This is a genomic window from Agrobacterium burrii, assembly GCF_017313405.1.
In the GTDB taxonomy this organism is placed as follows: Bacteria; Pseudomonadota; Alphaproteobacteria; order Rhizobiales; family Rhizobiaceae; genus Agrobacterium; species Agrobacterium burrii.
On record NZ_JAFLNA010000002.1, the window covers coordinates 38788 to 55315 of the forward strand.

The 16528-nt window shown below is 59.5% G+C and carries 13 protein-coding genes; all 13 read left to right on the top strand.

What is annotated here, in order from left to right:
* The first annotated feature begins 1 nt into the window (after position 1).
* A complete protein-coding gene (locus JZX89_RS03665) occupies positions 2–799 on the top strand; it encodes an ABC transporter ATP-binding protein (protein ID WP_207133118.1) in 798 nt (265 codons plus the stop codon).
* Positions 800–804: 5 nt separating this feature from the next.
* Complete coding sequence (gene nirB / locus JZX89_RS03670; protein WP_207133119.1) at positions 805–3252, top strand: nitrite reductase large subunit NirB; 2448 nt, start codon at positions 805–807, stop codon at positions 3250–3252.
* Positions 3253–3257: 5 nt separating this feature from the next.
* Positions 3258–3593, top strand: coding sequence for a nitrite reductase small subunit NirD (gene nirD / locus JZX89_RS03675; RefSeq protein WP_003505867.1), 336 nt, complete (start codon positions 3258–3260; stop codon positions 3591–3593).
* A 214-nt stretch (positions 3594–3807) separates the two neighbouring features.
* A complete protein-coding gene (locus JZX89_RS03680) occupies positions 3808–6456 on the top strand; it encodes a nitrate reductase (RefSeq protein ID WP_207133120.1) in 2649 nt (882 codons plus the stop codon).
* Entirely contained in the window at positions 6428–7897 is a 1470-nt protein-coding gene (cysG, locus tag JZX89_RS03685; protein WP_207133121.1) for a siroheme synthase CysG, read from the top strand. Before JZX89_RS03680 ends, cysG begins: the two co-directional genes overlap by 29 nt.
* A gap of 140 nt (positions 7898–8037) precedes the next feature.
* Positions 8038–8811, top strand: a complete 774-nt coding sequence (locus JZX89_RS03690) for a DeoR/GlpR family DNA-binding transcription regulator (RefSeq protein WP_149899671.1) — start codon at positions 8038–8040, stop codon at positions 8809–8811.
* A gap of 107 nt (positions 8812–8918) precedes the next feature.
* On the top strand, positions 8919–10442 hold the full coding sequence (glpD, locus tag JZX89_RS03695) for a glycerol-3-phosphate dehydrogenase (RefSeq protein ID WP_153514268.1): 1524 nt from the start codon (positions 8919–8921) through the stop codon (positions 10440–10442).
* A 37-nt stretch (positions 10443–10479) separates the two neighbouring features.
* Positions 10480–11550 (top strand): ABC transporter ATP-binding protein, encoded by a 1071-nt coding sequence (locus tag JZX89_RS03700; protein ID WP_207133122.1) that lies wholly within the window; start codon positions 10480–10482, stop codon positions 11548–11550.
* A gap of 12 nt (positions 11551–11562) precedes the next feature.
* A complete protein-coding gene (locus tag JZX89_RS03705; RefSeq protein WP_207133123.1) occupies positions 11563–12633 on the top strand; it encodes an ABC transporter ATP-binding protein in 1071 nt (356 codons plus the stop codon).
* A 2-nt stretch (positions 12634–12635) separates the two neighbouring features.
* The gene (locus JZX89_RS03710) at positions 12636–13502 is read left to right on the top strand and encodes a carbohydrate ABC transporter permease (protein ID WP_207133124.1); all 867 of its coding nucleotides are present in this window, start codon (positions 12636–12638) and stop codon (positions 13500–13502) included.
* Between the two features lie 3 nt (positions 13503–13505).
* Complete coding sequence (locus JZX89_RS03715) at positions 13506–14417, top strand: carbohydrate ABC transporter permease (RefSeq protein ID WP_153514271.1); 912 nt, start codon at positions 13506–13508, stop codon at positions 14415–14417.
* A 2-nt stretch (positions 14418–14419) separates the two neighbouring features.
* Positions 14420–14713 (top strand): DUF2160 domain-containing protein, encoded by a 294-nt coding sequence (locus JZX89_RS03720; protein WP_153514272.1) that lies wholly within the window; start codon positions 14420–14422, stop codon positions 14711–14713.
* A gap of 75 nt (positions 14714–14788) precedes the next feature.
* Positions 14789–16510 (top strand): ABC transporter substrate-binding protein, encoded by a 1722-nt coding sequence (locus JZX89_RS03725; protein ID WP_153514273.1) that lies wholly within the window; start codon positions 14789–14791, stop codon positions 16508–16510.
* The last annotated feature ends 18 nt before the right edge of the window (positions 16511–16528 follow it).

Sequence of the window (16528 nt, forward strand, 5' to 3'; positions counted from 1 at the left end):
TATGAACGCTTATCTGAAGCTCGATCATATCGACAAATATTTCGACAAGGGCGGTTCGCGCGCCGAGGTGCTGAAAGGCATCAACCTCACCATCGAAAAGGGTGAATTCGTCTCGGTCATCGGCCATTCCGGCTGCGGCAAGTCCACCATGCTGAACCTCATTGCCGGGCTGACGAAGGTTTCCGCCGGTGCCGTTCTTCTTGAAAATCGTGAGGTCAACGAGCCCGGCCCGGAACGCGCCGTCGTGTTCCAGAACCACAGCCTGCTGCCGTGGCTTACGGTCTATGAAAACGTCAATCTCGCCGTGGAGAAGGTGTTCCGCAACACCAAGACGCGGGCCGAGCGGCATGACTGGGTCATGCGCAATCTCGATCTCGTGCAGATGGGACACGCGAAGGACAAGAAGCCGTCGGAAATTTCCGGCGGCATGAAACAGCGCGTCGGCATTGCCCGGGCGCTTGCCATGGAGCCGAAAATCCTGCTGTTGGACGAGCCTTTCGGCGCGCTGGACGCGCTGACCCGCGCCCATCTTCAGGACGCGGTGATGGAAATCCACGTCCGGCTGGGCAACACCATGGTCATGATCACCCATGATGTGGACGAGGCGGTGCTGCTCTCGGACCGCATCGTGATGATGACCAACGGTCCCGCCGCCCATATCGGCGAAGTGCTCGAGGTGCCGCTGGCGCGGCCGCGCCACCGCATCGAGCTTGCATCCGACAAGACCTACCTTAAATGCCGCGAAGCCGTGCTGAAGTTCCTCTACGAACGTCACCGCTTCGTCGAAGCCGCGGAGTAACGACCATGACGCAAAAACTCGTCATCATCGGCAATGGCATGGCGCCGGGGCGCATGCTGGAAAACCTGTTCGAAACCGCCCCCGGCCTTTACGACGTCACGATCTTCAACGCCGAGCCGCGCGTCAATTACGACCGCATCATGCTCTCGCCGGTACTCTCAGGCGAAAAGAGCTATGAAGACATCGTCATCCACAATGACGAATGGTATGCGGCTAACAATGTGACGCTGCACAGGGGAGCGAAAGTCTCCGGCATCGACCGCGACAGGAAGACCGTCACCAGCGAAAACGGCATCACGGTCTCCTATGACAGGCTGGTCATCGCGACCGGCTCTTTGCCCTTCATCATTCCCGTTCCCGGCCATCAACTGCCCGGCGTGCTCGCCTATCGCGATCTCGACGATGTGACGAAGATGCTGGAAATCGCCAAGGGTAAGGGCCGCGCCATCGTCATCGGCGCGGGTCTTCTCGGGCTCGAAGCGGCTTATGGCCTGAAACGTCAGGGTATGGACGTCACCGTCATCCACCTGATGCCAACGATCATGGAACGCCAGCTCGATCCGGCAGCGGCCTATCTCCTTGAAAAGGCGCTCAACGAACGCGGCATCGACATCATCACCAAGGCCAATACCAAATGCATTCTCGGCGAGGAGAAGGTCGAGGGCATCGAGCTGGAAGACGGCCGCGTCATCAAAGGCGACATGGTCGTTATGGCGGTCGGCATTCGTCCGGCCTCGGGTCTGGCGAAAGAAGCCGGCATCGCCGTCAATCGCGGCATCGTCGTAGATGACGGCATGATGACGTCGGACGCTTCGATCTATGCGCTGGGTGAATGCGCCGAACATCGCGGCATGTGTTATGGCCTCGTCGCCCCCCTTTATGAATCGGCGCGAGTGCTGGCAGACCGGCTATGCGGCGGTTCGGCCGAATATCACGGCTCCGTCACCAATACCAAGCTCAAGGTCACCGGCATCAACCTGTTTTCCGCTGGCGATTTTGCCGAAGGCGACGACCGTGAGGAAATCGTGCTGCGCGATGCCACTGCCGGCGTCTACAAGCGCCTCATCCTCAAGGAAAACCGCATCATCGGTGCGGTTCTTTATGGTGAGACGGCGGATGGATCATGGTTCTTCGACCTGATGAAGAAATCGACCGATGTTTCCGCCATGCGCGAAACCCTGATCTTCGGCCAGGCCTATCAGGGAGGGTCCCCGCTGGACCCTATGGCGGCCGTTGCAGCCTTGCCGGATGATGCGGAAATCTGCGGCTGCAACGGCGTTTGCAAGGGTAAGATCACCTCGAGTATCACCTCAAAGGGGCTGACGTCTCTGGACGATGTGCGCGCCCACACCAAGGCGTCCGCCTCCTGCGGCAATTGCACCGGCCTTGTCGAGCAGCTGATGACGCTGACGCTGGGCGACAGCTACAATCCCGCCGCCGTGCAGCCCATGTGCAAATGCACCGATCTCGGCCATGACGATGTGCGCCGTCTCATCAAGGCCAAGGGTCTGAAGACCATCCCTGCCGTGATGCAGGAACTGGAATGGAAAACCTCCTGCGGCTGCGCCAAATGCCGGCCGGCGCTCAATTATTACCTCGTCTGCGATTTCCCGGACGAATATGCCGACGATTATCAGTCGCGTTATATCAATGAGCGCGTTCACGCCAATATCCAGAAGGACGGCACCTATTCCGTCGTGCCGCGCATGTGGGGCGGCGTCACCTCGTCCTCGGAGTTGCGGGCGATTGCGGATGTGGTCGACAAGTTCGACATCCCGATGGTGAAGGTGACGGGCGGTCAGCGTATCGACCTTCTCGGCATCGAGAAGGAGGATTTGCCGGCGGTGTGGTCCGATCTCGGTAAGGCCGGTTTCATTTCCGGTCAGGCCTATGCCAAGGGGCTGCGCACCGTGAAAACCTGCGTGGGTGAACAATGGTGCCGCTTCGGCACGCAGGATTCCACCGGGCTCGGTATCCGCATCGAAAAATTCATGTGGGGTTCGTGGACACCCGCCAAGCTGAAGCTTGCCGTTTCCGGCTGTCCGCGCAACTGCGCCGAGGCCACCTGCAAGGATATCGGCGTCATCTGCGTCGATTCCGGTTTCGAGATCCATTTCGCCGGTGCGGCCGGTCTCGATATCAAGGGTACGGAAATCCTCGGTCTCGTCCACACCGCGGATGAGGCGCTGGAGCATATCGTGGCGCTCACACAGATGTACCGTGAACAGGCGCGGTATCTGGAGCGAATCTACAAATGGGCCAAGCGTATCGGTTACGACGAAGTCCGTCGCCAGATCATGGACGATGCCGACAAGCGCCGGGCCTATTTCGACCGCTTCGTCTTCAGCCAGAAATTCGCGCAGGTAGATCCCTGGTCGGAACGTGTGTCCGGTCACGACAAGCACGAATTCAGGCCCATGGCGGCAATCGGTTTCAGTGAGGCGGCGGAGTGAGAGCGATGGACAGCAACTGGATCGATATAGGCGATATCTCCGACATTCCGCTGCGTGGTGCGCGCTGCGTGAAAACGCCGATGGGCAAGATTGCCGTGTTCCGAACGGCGGAAAATCAGGTCTTCGCCATCGAGGATCATTGCCCGCACAAGGGCGGCCCGCTGAGCCAGGGCATCGTGCACGGTGCTTCGGTGACGTGTCCGCTGCACAATTGGGTCATTTCATTGGAAACCGGCAAGGCGCTGGGAGCGGATGAGGGGGAGGTGAAGACCATCCCCGTCCGTAATCTCGATGGCCGGCTTTCCATCGCGCTTGAAACTTTGATGATTGCGGCGGAGTGAATTTCGATGGCGGCGAAGATACCCCCCTCTGTCCTGCCGGACATCTCCCCCACAAGGGGGGAGATCAATTGCTGCACAACCCTCTCTCCACGGTCTGCGTCGCCGACCATAGAGATGGAGCGAGAAGCCTGCAGCTTGTCGATCTCCCCCCTTGTGGGGGAGATGTCCGGCAGGACAGAGGGGGGTAAACGCCACACATTGAAAGGGCAAACCCATGCCCGTTGAAACAAAAACCACCTGTCCTTACTGCGGCGTCGGCTGCGGTGTTATTGCCACCGTCAACGACAATGGCGTCGTTTCCGTCAAAGGCGATCCGAACCACCCCGCCAATTTTGGCCGCCTGTGTTCGAAGGGTTCTGCTCTGGCAGAGACCATCGATCTTGACGGTCGCCTTCTCCACCCGGAAATCCACGGAAAACCCGCAACGTGGGACGAAGCCCTCGACGTCGTGGCGTCGCGCTTCTCTGAGACCATCGCCGAACACGGTCCGGACTCGGTTGCCTTCTACGTCTCCGGCCAATTGCTGACGGAGGATTATTATCTCGCCAACAAGCTGATGAAGGGTTTCATCGGTTCGGCCAATATCGATACCAATTCAAGGCTTTGCATGTCGTCTTCGGTCGCGGGCCATCGCCGCGCTTTCGGAGCCGATACGGTGCCGGGCACCTATGAGGATATGGAACTTGCCGATCTGGTGATCCTCACCGGTTCCAATCTCGCCTGGTGCCATCCGGTCCTCTATCAACGGCTTGCCGCCGCAAAGGTGGATCGCCCGGACATGAAAGTCGTCGTTATCGATCCGCGACGGACGATGAGCGCCGATATTGCCGATATGCACCTCGCCATCCGTCCGGATGGGGATGTGGCGCTGTTTACCGGCCTGCTGGCGCATCTTTCCGGCAGTTCCGCGATCGACAATGCTTATCTGCAGAACCACACGGCCGGTTTCGACGTCGCCATGCGGGCCGCGAGCGAACATAGCCTTCCGGAGATTGCCGAGGCGACTGGTCTGATGATTGCCGAACTAATTTCCTTTTACGAATTGTTCGAACGCACGGAAAAAACCGTCACCTGTTACAGCCAGGGCGTCAACCAGTCTGAAAGTGGCACCGACAAGGTCAACGCCATCATCAATTGCCACCTTGCCACCGGCCGCATTGGCAGGCCGGGCATGGGGCCGTTTTCGCTGACCGGCCAGCCGAACGCCATGGGCGGACGTGAGGTTGGCGGGCTGGCCAACATGCTGGCCGCCCATATGGCTATCGAAAATGCCGAAGATCGCGATCGCGTGCAGCGTTTCTGGGCCTCACCCGCGATTGCGCAAAAGCCCGGCCTGAAGGCGGTGGATATGTTCCGAGCCGTGGTCGACGGCCGCATCAAGGCGTTGTGGATTATGGCGACCAACCCCGTCGTTTCCATGCCGGATGCAATCGCCGTTGAAGCCGCGATCAAGGCCTGTCCTTTCATCGTGGTGTCCGATGTCATGGCTGACACCGATACCGCCCGTCACGCCCATGTGCTGTTGCCGTCGCTCGGCTGGGGGGAGAAGGACGGCACTGTCACCAACTCCGAACGGCGTATTTCCCGCCAGCGCGGTTTTCTGGACGCGCCCGGTGAAGCGACGGCCGACTGGTGGCAGATGGCGGAAGTGGGCCGGCGGATGGGTTTCGACGCTGCCTTTGCCTACCGGCAAGCGTCGGAGATTTTTGCCGAACACGCCGCTCTTTCCGGCTTCGAGAATGCAGGAAGCCGTGATTTCGATATTAGCGGGATTGAACGGGATTCTTACGATGCGATGACGCCCTTTCAATGGCCGAAAGCCGCACACGGTGGCAACGCCGAGACGCGCTTTTTCGCGGATGGCCGTTTTTACCATCCCGATGGCAAGGCGCGGTTCATCGCCACCGCCTTGCCGGAGACCGGCAGAACATCGCCTGATTACCCGCTGACATTGAATACGGGCCGTATCCGCGATCAATGGCACACCATGACCCGCACCGGCAAAAGCGCGCGGCTGACTGCCCACATTGCCGAGCCATTCGCCGAACTTCACCCGCGCGATGCGCAGGTGCTGGGCATCGAAAGCGCTGATCTGGTGGAGCTGGAAAGCCCCCACGGCAAGGTTCTGCTGCGCGCACTGGTCAGCGAAAGACAGGCGCGCGGATCGGTCTTTGCGCCGATGCACTGGAACGATCGGTTCGCATCACGGGCGCGCATCGATGTGGTTGTCGCGCCGGTCACGGATCCGCATTCCGGCCAGCCCGCTTCGAAAAATGTGGCGGTGAAGGCAAGGCTTTTCGAGGCAAAGGCTTATGGCTTCGCCATCTCCCGCACCCGGCCCGATGCGCCGGATTGTGCCTATTGGGCGATTGCGAAGGCGGAAGGCGGCTATCGCATGGAGCTTGCCTTCGAGGAAGAGCCGCAGGACTGGACGCTCTGGGCGCGGCGGGTTTTCGGCATCGATGTCAGGATCGAGCCGCTCGGTTACAGCGACCGGCAGACGGGCGACCTGCGCCTCGCTTTTTTCGATGGTGAGACTCTCTTGGCAGCGCTGTTCATCGCCAATCAGCCGGTGGCCGTCGCCCGCAACTGGGCCATCTCGCAATTGACCGAGCGCCATGAGGATTTGCGCATGCGCTTTGCGCTGGTCGCCGGTCGTCCCGGTGCCGGACGCGCCGATCCGGGTGCGACGGTCTGCTCGTGCTTTAATGTTGGGGTCAATCAAATCACCGCCGCCATCCGCGATGGCTGCCACAGCGTCGAAGCCATCGGCAAGGCGTTGAATGCCGGAACCAATTGCGGCTCCTGCCGCGCCGAAATCAGGGGGATCATCGATGGATGCCTTAAAACCGCAGCGGAATGAACCGGCGCGCATGGAAAAGCTGGCCAAATTGCCGGTCTTCTGGGGGCTGGAGGGTAAACGTGTGGCGCTGGCGGGTGGATCGGATGGGGCCGCCTGGAAGGCGGAACTGCTGCTTGCCTGCGGCGCGGAGGTGCATGTTTATTGTGCCCGAAGCGATTTGTCGGAGACATTCAACGCACTTGTCACAAAAAGCCCGGCCCTGATTTTTAACGACCACCTGTGGCATCCCGGCATATTCGAAAACGCCGAACTGGCGCTGGCGGATTGCGAAACGTATGTGGAAGCTGAAGCCTTTTATGCCGCGGCGCGGGCGGCCGGTGTTCCCGTCAACGTCATCGACAAACCGGAATTTTGCCAGTTCCAGTTCGGCTCTATCGTCAATCGCTCGCCGGTGGTGGTGTCGATTTCCACCGATGGTGCGGCCCCCATTCTGGCGCAGGCAATTCGCCGGCGCATCGAGACGTTGCTGCCGCTGGCGCTGAAGGATTGGGGCGCGCTTGCCCAGACGATCCGCGAGCGCGTCAATCTGCGGCTCGCGCCCGGCCCGTCGCGGCGATCTTTCTGGGAAAAATTCGTCGACCGGGCTTTTACCGAAAGGCTGGATGAGAGCAGCGAAGAACGGCTGCTGATGGATATCGGAACGCAGACCGCGCGCACGGGCTCAGGGCGCGGACTTGTGACGCTCGTGGGTGCCGGTCCGGGCGACGCCGAGCTTTTGACGCTGAAAGCAGTTCGCGCCCTGCAGGCCGCCGATGTCATCTTATTCGATGATCTCGTGTCAGCGGAGGTGCTGGAACTGGCGCGGCGGGAGGCGAAGCGCATGCTGGTCGGCAAGCGCGGCGGCCGGGAAAGCTGCAAGCAGGAAGACATTAACGATATGATGATCCGCCTCGCCAAGGCCGGCAAACGGGTGGTGCGGCTGAAATCCGGCGATCCGATGATTTTCGGGCGCGCCGGTGAGGAGATCGCTGCGCTGGAGGCCGAAAATATTTCGGTAGACGTCGTGCCGGGCGTTACCGCCGCAAGTGCCATGGCCTCCCGCCTCGGCGTCTCGCTGACGCATCGCGACCATGCCCAGTCTGTCCGCTTCGTCACAGGTCATTCGCGACAGGGAAAGTTACCGGAGAATATCGATTGGGCATCGCTCTCCAATCCCGCCGTGACCACCGTTTTTTATATGGGCGGCCGAACCGCAGCAGCTATCCAGTCTTCCCTGCTCGCTAGTGGTATGCCCGCCTCGACGCCGGTTGCGGTGATGATTTCCGTCAGCCGGGCGAATGAACAGCGCTGGTGCGGTTCGCTCGCGCAATTGGCTGCGGCAGTCGAGAGACTGGGCGTGAACGAACCCGTGCTGATCGGCATCGGTGATGCGTTCGGCGCCGCGTCTTCGGGATTCTCCGCTCACGACATACAGGGGCGGCTGGCTCAGAAAGCCGGCTAATAAGTTTGCGCGCAACGTTGTTGCGTGTTTCAGGCAAATTCGCTGACAGGTGGAACGCGCCACTACAAACCTTCCCTTGACATTGGTTTTTCGTTCGCTCTTCAATAAAACGAAAAAATTGAAAGAGAAGGGAGGGTGAAATGCTGCTCACACCGCGTCAGGATGAAATCGTTGCGCTGGCGAAAGCAAACGGGCGGGTGCTGGTCGATGAGTTGGCGGCGCGCTTCTCGGTGACCCCCCAGACGATCCGCAAAGACCTGAACGATCTCTGTGATACACGGGTGCTGACGCGCATCCATGGCGGCGCACTTTTTCCCAGTGGCAATGAAAACGTCAAATACGAGGCGCGCCGCGCCATCGCTTCGGTCGAAAAACAGGCGATCGGGGCCGCTGCCGCTGCCCTCATCCCCAACAACTCGTCGCTTTTCATCAATATCGGCACGACGACCGAGTCGGTGGGCGAAGCGCTGGCAGACCACCACGAATTGATGGTCATCACCAACAATATCAATGTTGCCAACAGGTTGCGGGTCTTTCCCGGCATCGAAGTGGTGATTGCCGGCGGCGTTGTGCGCGGTTCCGATGGTGGTATTGTCGGTGAGGCAGCGGTGGATTTCATCCGCCAGTTCAAGGTCGATTTCGCCGTTATCGGTGTTTCGGCTATCGATGAGGACGGCGCTCTGCTCGATTTCGACTTCCGCGAGGTCAAGGTCGCGCAGGCGATCATCTCCAATGCCCGCCATGTCATTCTGGTGTCGGATTCGCTCAAATTCGAGCGCACGGCCCCGGTGCGCATCGGTCATCTTTCGCAGGTGCATACCTTTATTACCGATCATTGTCCTGTTGATTCGATCCGTTCCATCTGTGCCGATCATGACGTTCGACTGATTGAAACCGAGGCGCAGAAGTCCTGATCCTGCGCCATTGGAATTTCGTTTGACATTCGTTTTGTCTTCGAATTAGATGATCGTGCTTTCAATATATCGATGAGGAGAGCGTCGATGAAAGCGCGGGAGAATTCATGTCTGACGAGGCAATCCACGATATTTTCGTGATCGGCGGCGGCATCAATGGCTGTGGTATTGCGCGTGATGCCATTGGCAGGGGTTACTCCGTCGCACTTGCGGAAATGAACGATTTTGCCTCCGGCACTTCGTCTGCCGCAACCAAACTCATCCATGGCGGTTTGCGGTATCTCGAACATTACGAGTTTCGTCTGGTACGCGAGGCGCTGATGGAGCGTGAGGTGCTGTGGGCCATGGCGCCGCACATTATCTGGCCCATGCGTTTCGTTCTGCCATTCCAGAAGGGCGGCGTGCGTCCGGCCTGGCTCGTGCGTCTCGGACTTTTTCTCTATGATCACCTCGGCGGCCGTAAGCTTCTGCCCGCGACCCGTTCGCTCGATCTGCGCCGCGATCCCGCCGGAAAACCGCTGAAGCCGATTTTCGCCCGCGCTTTCGAATATTCCGATGGCTGGGTGGACGATGCCCGGCTTGTGGTGCTGAACGCCCGCGATGCCGCCGATCGTGGCGCTTTGATCCTCAACCGCACACAGGTGGTTTCGGCGCGACGCGAAGGCGCATTCTGGCGGGTCGAAACCAAGGGTGCTGCCGGCGAAACCGCGACCTACCGGGCGCGCATGCTGGTAAATGCCGCCGGGCCATGGGTGGACAAGGTTCTGGCTTCAACATTCGGGAAAAACAACGTTCACAATGTCCGCCTCGTGCAGGGCAGCCATATCATCGTGCGCAAGAAGTTTGCCGATCCGCGCGCCTATTTCTTCCAGAATCCAGACGGGCGCATCATCTTCGCCATCCCTTACGAACAGGATTTTACGCTGATCGGTACGACGGATCGCGACTATACCGCCGACCCCCGCGCTGTTAAGATCACCGCGGAGGAAATCAGCTATCTTTGCAGCGCGGCCAGCGAATATTTCGCCGAGCCGGTGACGCAGGACGATATCGTCTGGACCTATTCCGGCGTGCGGCCGCTGTTTGACGACGGCGCGTCGAAAGCGCAGGAAGCGACCCGCGATTATGTGCTGAAAACTGATGGAGCGGAGGGGGAAGCACCTTTGCTCAATATTTTCGGCGGCAAGCTCACCACCTATCGGCGGCTTGCCGAACATGCTCTTGAAAAAATCGGCGATGCGCTGGGTGAAAAGGGCGCGCCCTGGACGGCGGGTTCGCATTTGCCGGGCGGAAACTTCGGTGCCGAAGCTTACAGCGCAGAGGTTTCGGCCCTGCGGTTACGATATCCTTTCCTTGATGAGCGTCACGCCAAGCGGCTCGTCCGCTGCTACGGAACGGATGCCGCGGCGATGATCGGTTCTGCCACGGAGGCGGCAGCACTGGGCCGTCATTTCGGCGGCACGCTTTATGAGGCCGAGGTCCGCTGGCTGATGGCGCGGGAATGGGCGCTGACGGCGGAGGATATTCTGTGGCGCCGCACCAAGCAGGGCCTTTTTTTCATCCCTGAAGAGGTGCGCGGGCTGGAGGATTATATCGAAGACATTGCAGGGGAACGCTTGAAGGCAATCTGACGATCCGATCGAAAAGCGGAGGAGGCTTTGGATCACCATGCTTGAATTGCGAAACGTCTCGAAGATGGCCGGCGGTGAATATCATATTCACCCGACCGATCTGACGTTGCAGCGCGGAAGCCTGAACGTCCTGCTTGGACCGACACTTTCGGGCAAGACGACGCTGATGCGGCTGATGGCCGGGCTGGACAAGCCGAGCGGTGGCTCGATCCTTTTCAACGGTGAGGACGTGACGGGCTGGCCGGTGCAGAAGCGCAACGTCGCCATGGTCTATCAGCAGTTCATCAATTATCCCGCACTCAGCGTTTACGAAAACATCGCCTCGCCGATGCGGGTCGCCGGCAAGGATCAGGCGACGATCGACAGGGAGGTCAGGAAAGCCGCTGAGCTTTTGAGGCTGACGCCCTTTCTTGACCGCACACCGCTCAATCTTTCCGGTGGCCAGCAGCAGCGCACGGCGCTTGCCCGCGCCATCGTCAAGAATGCCAATCTGGTGCTGCTCGATGAGCCGCTGGCCAATCTCGATTACAAGCTGCGCGAGGAACTGCGCGAGGAGTTGCCGCGCATCTTTGCGGAATCCGGCGCGATCTTCGTTTATGCCACCACTGAACCTTCCGAGGCGCTGCTTTTGGGCGGCAATACCGCGACGCTCAACGAAGGGCGGATAACGCAGTTCAGCCGCACGATCGATGTTTACCGGCATCCGGTGGATATCGTGACGGCGGAAATTTTTGCCGATCCGCCGCTGAACACCATCGAGGTCGTCAAGACGGGCGGCGCTTTCACCCGCGCCGATCATGCCGTGGTGGTAGTTCCAGCGCATCTTGCCGCCATGCCGGACGGTCCTGTGACCATCGCCTTCCAGCCGCACCATCTTTTCCCCTATGCGAAGGGAGAGGCGCGGCAATCCATCCGGGCGCGGACGCTGATTTCGGAAATCGCCGGATCGGAGAGCTTCGTGCATGTGGAATTTTCGGGCCGGCGCTGGGTCATGCTGGCGCATGGCATTCACGATATCGAACCGGACAGGGACATCGAGCTGTTTCTCGATACGCGGCATCTGATGGCCTTTGACGCGAATGGTCGCGCCATTGGCAAAGCGGCTTGAGGGAGATCGGTCATGGCACGCATCACGCTCGATCACATTCGCCACGCCTATAACGCCAAGGCGCAGGCTGCAGGTGACTATGCCCTGAAAGAAGTGCATCACGAATGGCAGGATGGCGGCGCTTATGCGCTGCTCGGACCTTCCGGCTGCGGCAAGACCACGCTGCTCAACATCATTTCCGGGTTGTTGCGTCCGTCCGAAGGCCGGATCGCTTTCGACGGCACAGATGTTACCGATCTTGCCACCGAAGATCGCAATATCGCCCAGGTGTTCCAGTTCCCGGTCGTCTACGACACGATGACGGTCTACGACAATCTGGCTTTCCCATTGCGCAACCGGAATGTGCCGGAAGCCGAGGTGGACCGGCGAGTGCGGGACATTCTTGAAATGACCGATCTTTCCGGCATGGCCAAACGCCATGCGCGTGGGCTGACGGCGGACCAGAAGCAGAAGATTTCACTGGCGCGCGGGCTCGTGCGTTCCGACGTCAATGCGATCCTGTTCGACGAGCCGCTGACGGTGATCGACCCGCATATGAAATGGGTGCTGCGCTCGCAGCTGAAGCGCCTGCACCGGCAATCCGGTTTCACCATGGTCTATGTTACCCACGACCAGACCGAGGCTTTGACCTTCGCCGACAAGGTGGTGGTCATGTATGACGGGCAGATCGTCCAGATCGGTACGCCCGCCGAGCTTTTCGAGCGGCCGGGGCACACGTTTGTCGGTTATTTCATCGGCTCGCCCGGCATGAATGTGTTGCCCGCCAAGATAGACGGCGCAACCGCTATGGTCGGTGGCCTCGGCGTGCCGCTTGCCGGCGTGCCGAAGATTGATGGCGCGCAGCGCATCGAGATCGGCGTCCGCCCGGAGTTTATCCGGCTGGAGCGGGGTGGAATGCCGATCACGGTCGATAAGGTCGAGGATATCGGCCGGCAGAAGATCGTGCGCGCCCGGTTCGCGGGCCAGAAGCTGGCGATCGTCGTTGCCGAAGACGAGGAAATCCCGGCGGAAGCGGGTGTGCGCTTCGACCCGGCCGCCATCGGCGTCTTCGCCGATTCCTGGCGTGTGAAGATGGGGGCCTGACCATGCAAAAAAGCTGGAACAACAAAGCGTGGTTCATGGTGCTGCCGGTTCTGGTGCTGGTCGCCTTTTCCGCCGTCATTCCGCTGATGACCGTTGTGAATTATTCGGTGCAGGACACCTTCGGAAACAATCAGTTCTTCTGGGCGGGAACACAATGGTTCCAGGAAATTCTTAGCTCCGATCGCTTCTGGAATGCTCTGGGGCGCAATCTGGTATTTTCCGGCATCATCCTGGCGATTGAAATTCCGCTCGGCATTTTCATCGCGCTCAAGATGCCGAAATCCGGTATCGGCGTGCCGGTCTGCCTCGTAACGATGGCGTTGCCGCTTCTGGTGCCGTGGAATGTCGTCGGCACCATCTGGCAGGTGTTCGGTCGCAGCGATATCGGGCTGCTCGGTTATTATGCCAATCAGCTCGGGCTGGACTATAACTACGTCAACGATCCGGTCGACGCATGGATCACGGTCGTCATCATGGATGTGTGGCACTGGACAAGCCTTGTCGTGCTGTTGTGTTATGCCAGCCTCGTTTCCATTCCGGACGCCTATTATCAGGCAGCGCGGATCGATGGCGCATCGCGTTTTGCGGTCTTTCGGTTCATCCAGCTGCCGAAGATGAAGCGGGTGCTGCTCATCGCCTTCCTACTGCGCTTCATGGACAGTTTCATGATCTATACCGAGCCCTTCGTCGTCACCGGCGGCGGCCCCGGTAATTCCACCACCTTCCTGTCCATCGATCTCGTGAAGATGGCGCTCGGCCAGTTCGATCTGGGGCCGGCGGCGGCCATGTCGCTGATCTACTTCCTCATCATCCTGCTGCTGTCCTGGGTGTTCTACACCGTCATGACCAGCTACGACGCGGAGACTTGAGACATGAGCGCCTCTGATGTCACGGCAAGCGTGGAACGGATGGGAAATTCGCCTGTAAAAGCTGCTTCGGCGGGATTATCAGGTGTTGCCGCACGCTCGCGCCGCCGCCACGGACCATCACGCTTTTCCTGGCTGGTGCCGACAATCTACATCATCCTTCTGCTGGTGCCGATCTATTGGCTCGTCAATATGAGTTTCAAGACGAATGCGGAAATCGTCTCGTCCATGACGCTTTATCCGCACCAGCCGACGCTGCAGAACTACCGGACGATCTTTACGGATTCCTCCTGGTATTCGGGTTACATCAACTCGATCATCTACGTCGTTATGAACATGGTGATCTCGGTAGCGGCAGCACTTCCGGCGGCCTATGCCTTCTCGCGTTACCGTTTTCTCGGTGACAAGCACCTGTTCTTCTGGCTTTTGACCAACCGCATGGCGCCGCCCGCCGTCTTTGCGTTGCCCTTCTTCCAGCTGTATTCGGCGTTCGGGCTGATCGACACGCATATCGCGGTCGCACTGGCGCATTGCCTGTTCAACGTACCGTTGGCGGTGTGGATCCTCGAAGGCTTCATGTCCGGCGTGCCGAAGGAAATCGACGAAACCGCTTATATTGACGGCTATTCTTTCCCGAAATTCTTCGTGAAGATTTTCATGCCGCTCATCGCCTCCGGCATCGGTGTGGCCTGCTTCTTCAGCTTCATGTTCTCGTGGGTCGAGCTTCTGATCGCCCGCACGCTGACGACGACCGACGCCAAGCCGATCGCCGCGACGATGACGCGAACCGTGTCCGCCGCCGGTATGGACTGGGGCCTGCTTGCCGCCGCCGGCGTGCTGACACTGATACCCGGTGCGCTAGTGATCTGGTTCGTGCGCAATTACATCGCCAAGGGCTTTGCGTTGGGGAGGGTTTGACCATGACGAAGATGCCCGATTTTACCTGGATGGCGTGGACTTGGGCGACGGCCGCATTTTTCTGCGCCATCGCCGTGCTGCTCGTCGGCATGTGGTTCTGGGAATATTTCTCGCCCGGCGGCAATCCCCGCTTCGGTCTCTTGCGCTTTGAGACCACGCGCGGCGACCGGCTGTTCATTTCGCTGCTTGGCAGCGCTTTCATTCATCTCGCATGGCTCGGGCTGGTCGGCCCGAACCTGTGGTGGGCTCTCGCTCTGTCCGTGGTCTACGCCATCGGCGTTTTCCGTTTCGTCTAGAGCAGAAAGAATGGTGCGGCGGAGGAAAACCGCACTGGAGGACTTCATGCAATCGCAACCCCTGGGAGGACTGATATGCGACGGCATCTGATGACGACGACGGCAGCCATGCTGCTGGCAATGACGGGTTCCGCTTTCGCCGGAATGGAGGAGGCAAAGCAGTTTCTGGACAAGGAAATCGGCGATATGTCGTCGCTTTCCCGTGCAGATCAGGAGAAGGAACTGCAATGGTTTGTCGATGCGGCGAAACCTTTCGCCGGCATGGACATCAAGGTCGTTTCCGAATCCCTGACCACGCACGAATATGAATCCAAGGTTCTAGCACCGGCCTTTACCGCCATTACCGGCATCAAGGTTACGCACGACATCATTCAGGAAGGTGACGTCGTCGAAAAAATCCAGACCCAGATGCAGACCGGCCAGAACCTTTATGACGGCTGGGTCAACGACAGCGATCTCATCGGCACGCATTGGCGCTACCAGCAGGTGCGCAACCTGACCGACTTCATGGCGAATGAAGGCAAGGATGTCACAAATCCCGGTCTCGACCTCAAGGATTTCATCGGCAGCGCGTTCACGACGGCACCGGACAAGAAGCTCTACCAGCTTCCGGACCAGCAGTTCGCCAACCTCTACTGGTTCCGTTACGACTGGTTCAACGACGACAAGAACAAAGCCGATTTCAAGGCCAAATACGGCTATGACCTCGGCGTGCCGGTCAACTGGTCGGCCTATGAGGATATTGCCGAATTCTTCACTGGCCGCGATGTCGGCGGCAAGAAGGTCTTCGGCCATATGGACTATGGCAAGAAGGACCCGTCGCTTGGCTGGCGCTTCACCGACGCGTGGCTTTCGATGGCCGGCAACGGCGACAAGGGCCTGCCGAACGGCCTGCCGGTCGATGAATGGGGCATCAAGGTCAACGACAAGTCGCAGCCGGTCGGTTCCTGCGTGGCACGCGGCGGTGATACCAACGGTCCCGCTTCGGTCTATTCCATCGAGAAATATCTCGAATGGCTGAAGAAATATGCGCCGCCGGAAGCGCAGGGCATGACCTTCTCCGAATCCGGTCCGGTGCCGGCGCAGGGCAATATCGCCCAGCAGATCTTCTGGTACACGGCCTTTACCGCCGATATGGCCAAGCCGGGCCTGCCTGTTGTGAACGAGGACGGTTCGCCGAAATGGCGCGTCGCACCTTCGCCGCATGGCGTCTACTGGAAGGACGGCATGAAGCTCGGTTATCAGGATGTGGGTTCGTGGACATTGATGAAATCCACCCCCGACGACCGCGCCAAGGCCGCATGGCTCTATGCGCAGTTCGTGACCTCCAAGACCGTGGATGTGAAGAAGAGCCATGTGGGTCTCACCTTCATTCGTGACAGCACCATCCATCACCAGAGCTTCACGGACCGGGCTTCCAAGCTTGGTGGTCTCATCGAGTTCTACCGCTCGCCGGCCCGCGTGCAATGGTCGCCCACCGGCACCAACGTTCCTGATTATCCGAAGCTGGCACAGCTCTGGTGGCAGGCAATCGGCGATGCATCCTCGGGTGCGAAAACCGCACAGGCCGCCATGGACTCACTCTGCGCCGAGCAGGAAAAGGTCATGGCTCGCATCGAGCGCGCCGGTGTGCAGGGCGATATCGGCCCGAAACTGGCGGAAGAACATGATATCGACTACTGGAACAAGGACGCCGTTTCGAAGGGCAATCTGGCGCCACAGCTGAAGATTGCTACCGAAAAGGAAAAGCCGGTCACCGTCAATTACGACGAACTGGTCAAAAGCTGGCAGAAGTAATGTCTGCGTGAAATCTTA

Bases quoted from the DNA above. Each gene is read 5' to 3' on its own strand.
- JZX89_RS03690 (WP_149899671.1), top strand. From the start codon at position 8,038: ATGCTGCTCACACCGCGTCAGGATGAAATCGTTGCGCTGGCGAAAGCA.
- cysG (WP_207133121.1), top strand. From the start codon at position 6,428: ATGGATGCCTTAAAACCGCAGCGGAATGAACCGGCGCGCATGGAAAAG.
- JZX89_RS03705 (WP_207133123.1), top strand. From the start codon at position 11,563: ATGGCACGCATCACGCTCGATCACATTCGCCACGCCTATAACGCCAAG.
- JZX89_RS03700 (WP_207133122.1), top strand. From the start codon at position 10,480: ATGCTTGAATTGCGAAACGTCTCGAAGATGGCCGGCGGTGAATATCAT.
- glpD (WP_153514268.1), top strand. From the start codon at position 8,919: ATGTCTGACGAGGCAATCCACGATATTTTCGTGATCGGCGGCGGCATC.
- JZX89_RS03715 (WP_153514271.1), top strand. From the start codon at position 13,506: ATGAGCGCCTCTGATGTCACGGCAAGCGTGGAACGGATGGGAAATTCG.
- JZX89_RS03720 (WP_153514272.1), top strand. From the start codon at position 14,420: ATGACGAAGATGCCCGATTTTACCTGGATGGCGTGGACTTGGGCGACG.
- JZX89_RS03710 (WP_207133124.1), top strand. From the start codon at position 12,636: ATGCAAAAAAGCTGGAACAACAAAGCGTGGTTCATGGTGCTGCCGGTT.
- JZX89_RS03680 (WP_207133120.1), top strand. From the start codon at position 3,808: ATGCCCGTTGAAACAAAAACCACCTGTCCTTACTGCGGCGTCGGCTGC.
- JZX89_RS03665 (WP_207133118.1), top strand. From the start codon at position 2: ATGAACGCTTATCTGAAGCTCGATCATATCGACAAATATTTCGACAAG.
- nirD (WP_003505867.1), top strand. From the start codon at position 3,258: ATGGACAGCAACTGGATCGATATAGGCGATATCTCCGACATTCCGCTG.
- JZX89_RS03725 (WP_153514273.1), top strand. From the start codon at position 14,789: ATGCGACGGCATCTGATGACGACGACGGCAGCCATGCTGCTGGCAATG.
- nirB (WP_207133119.1), top strand. From the start codon at position 805: ATGACGCAAAAACTCGTCATCATCGGCAATGGCATGGCGCCGGGGCGC.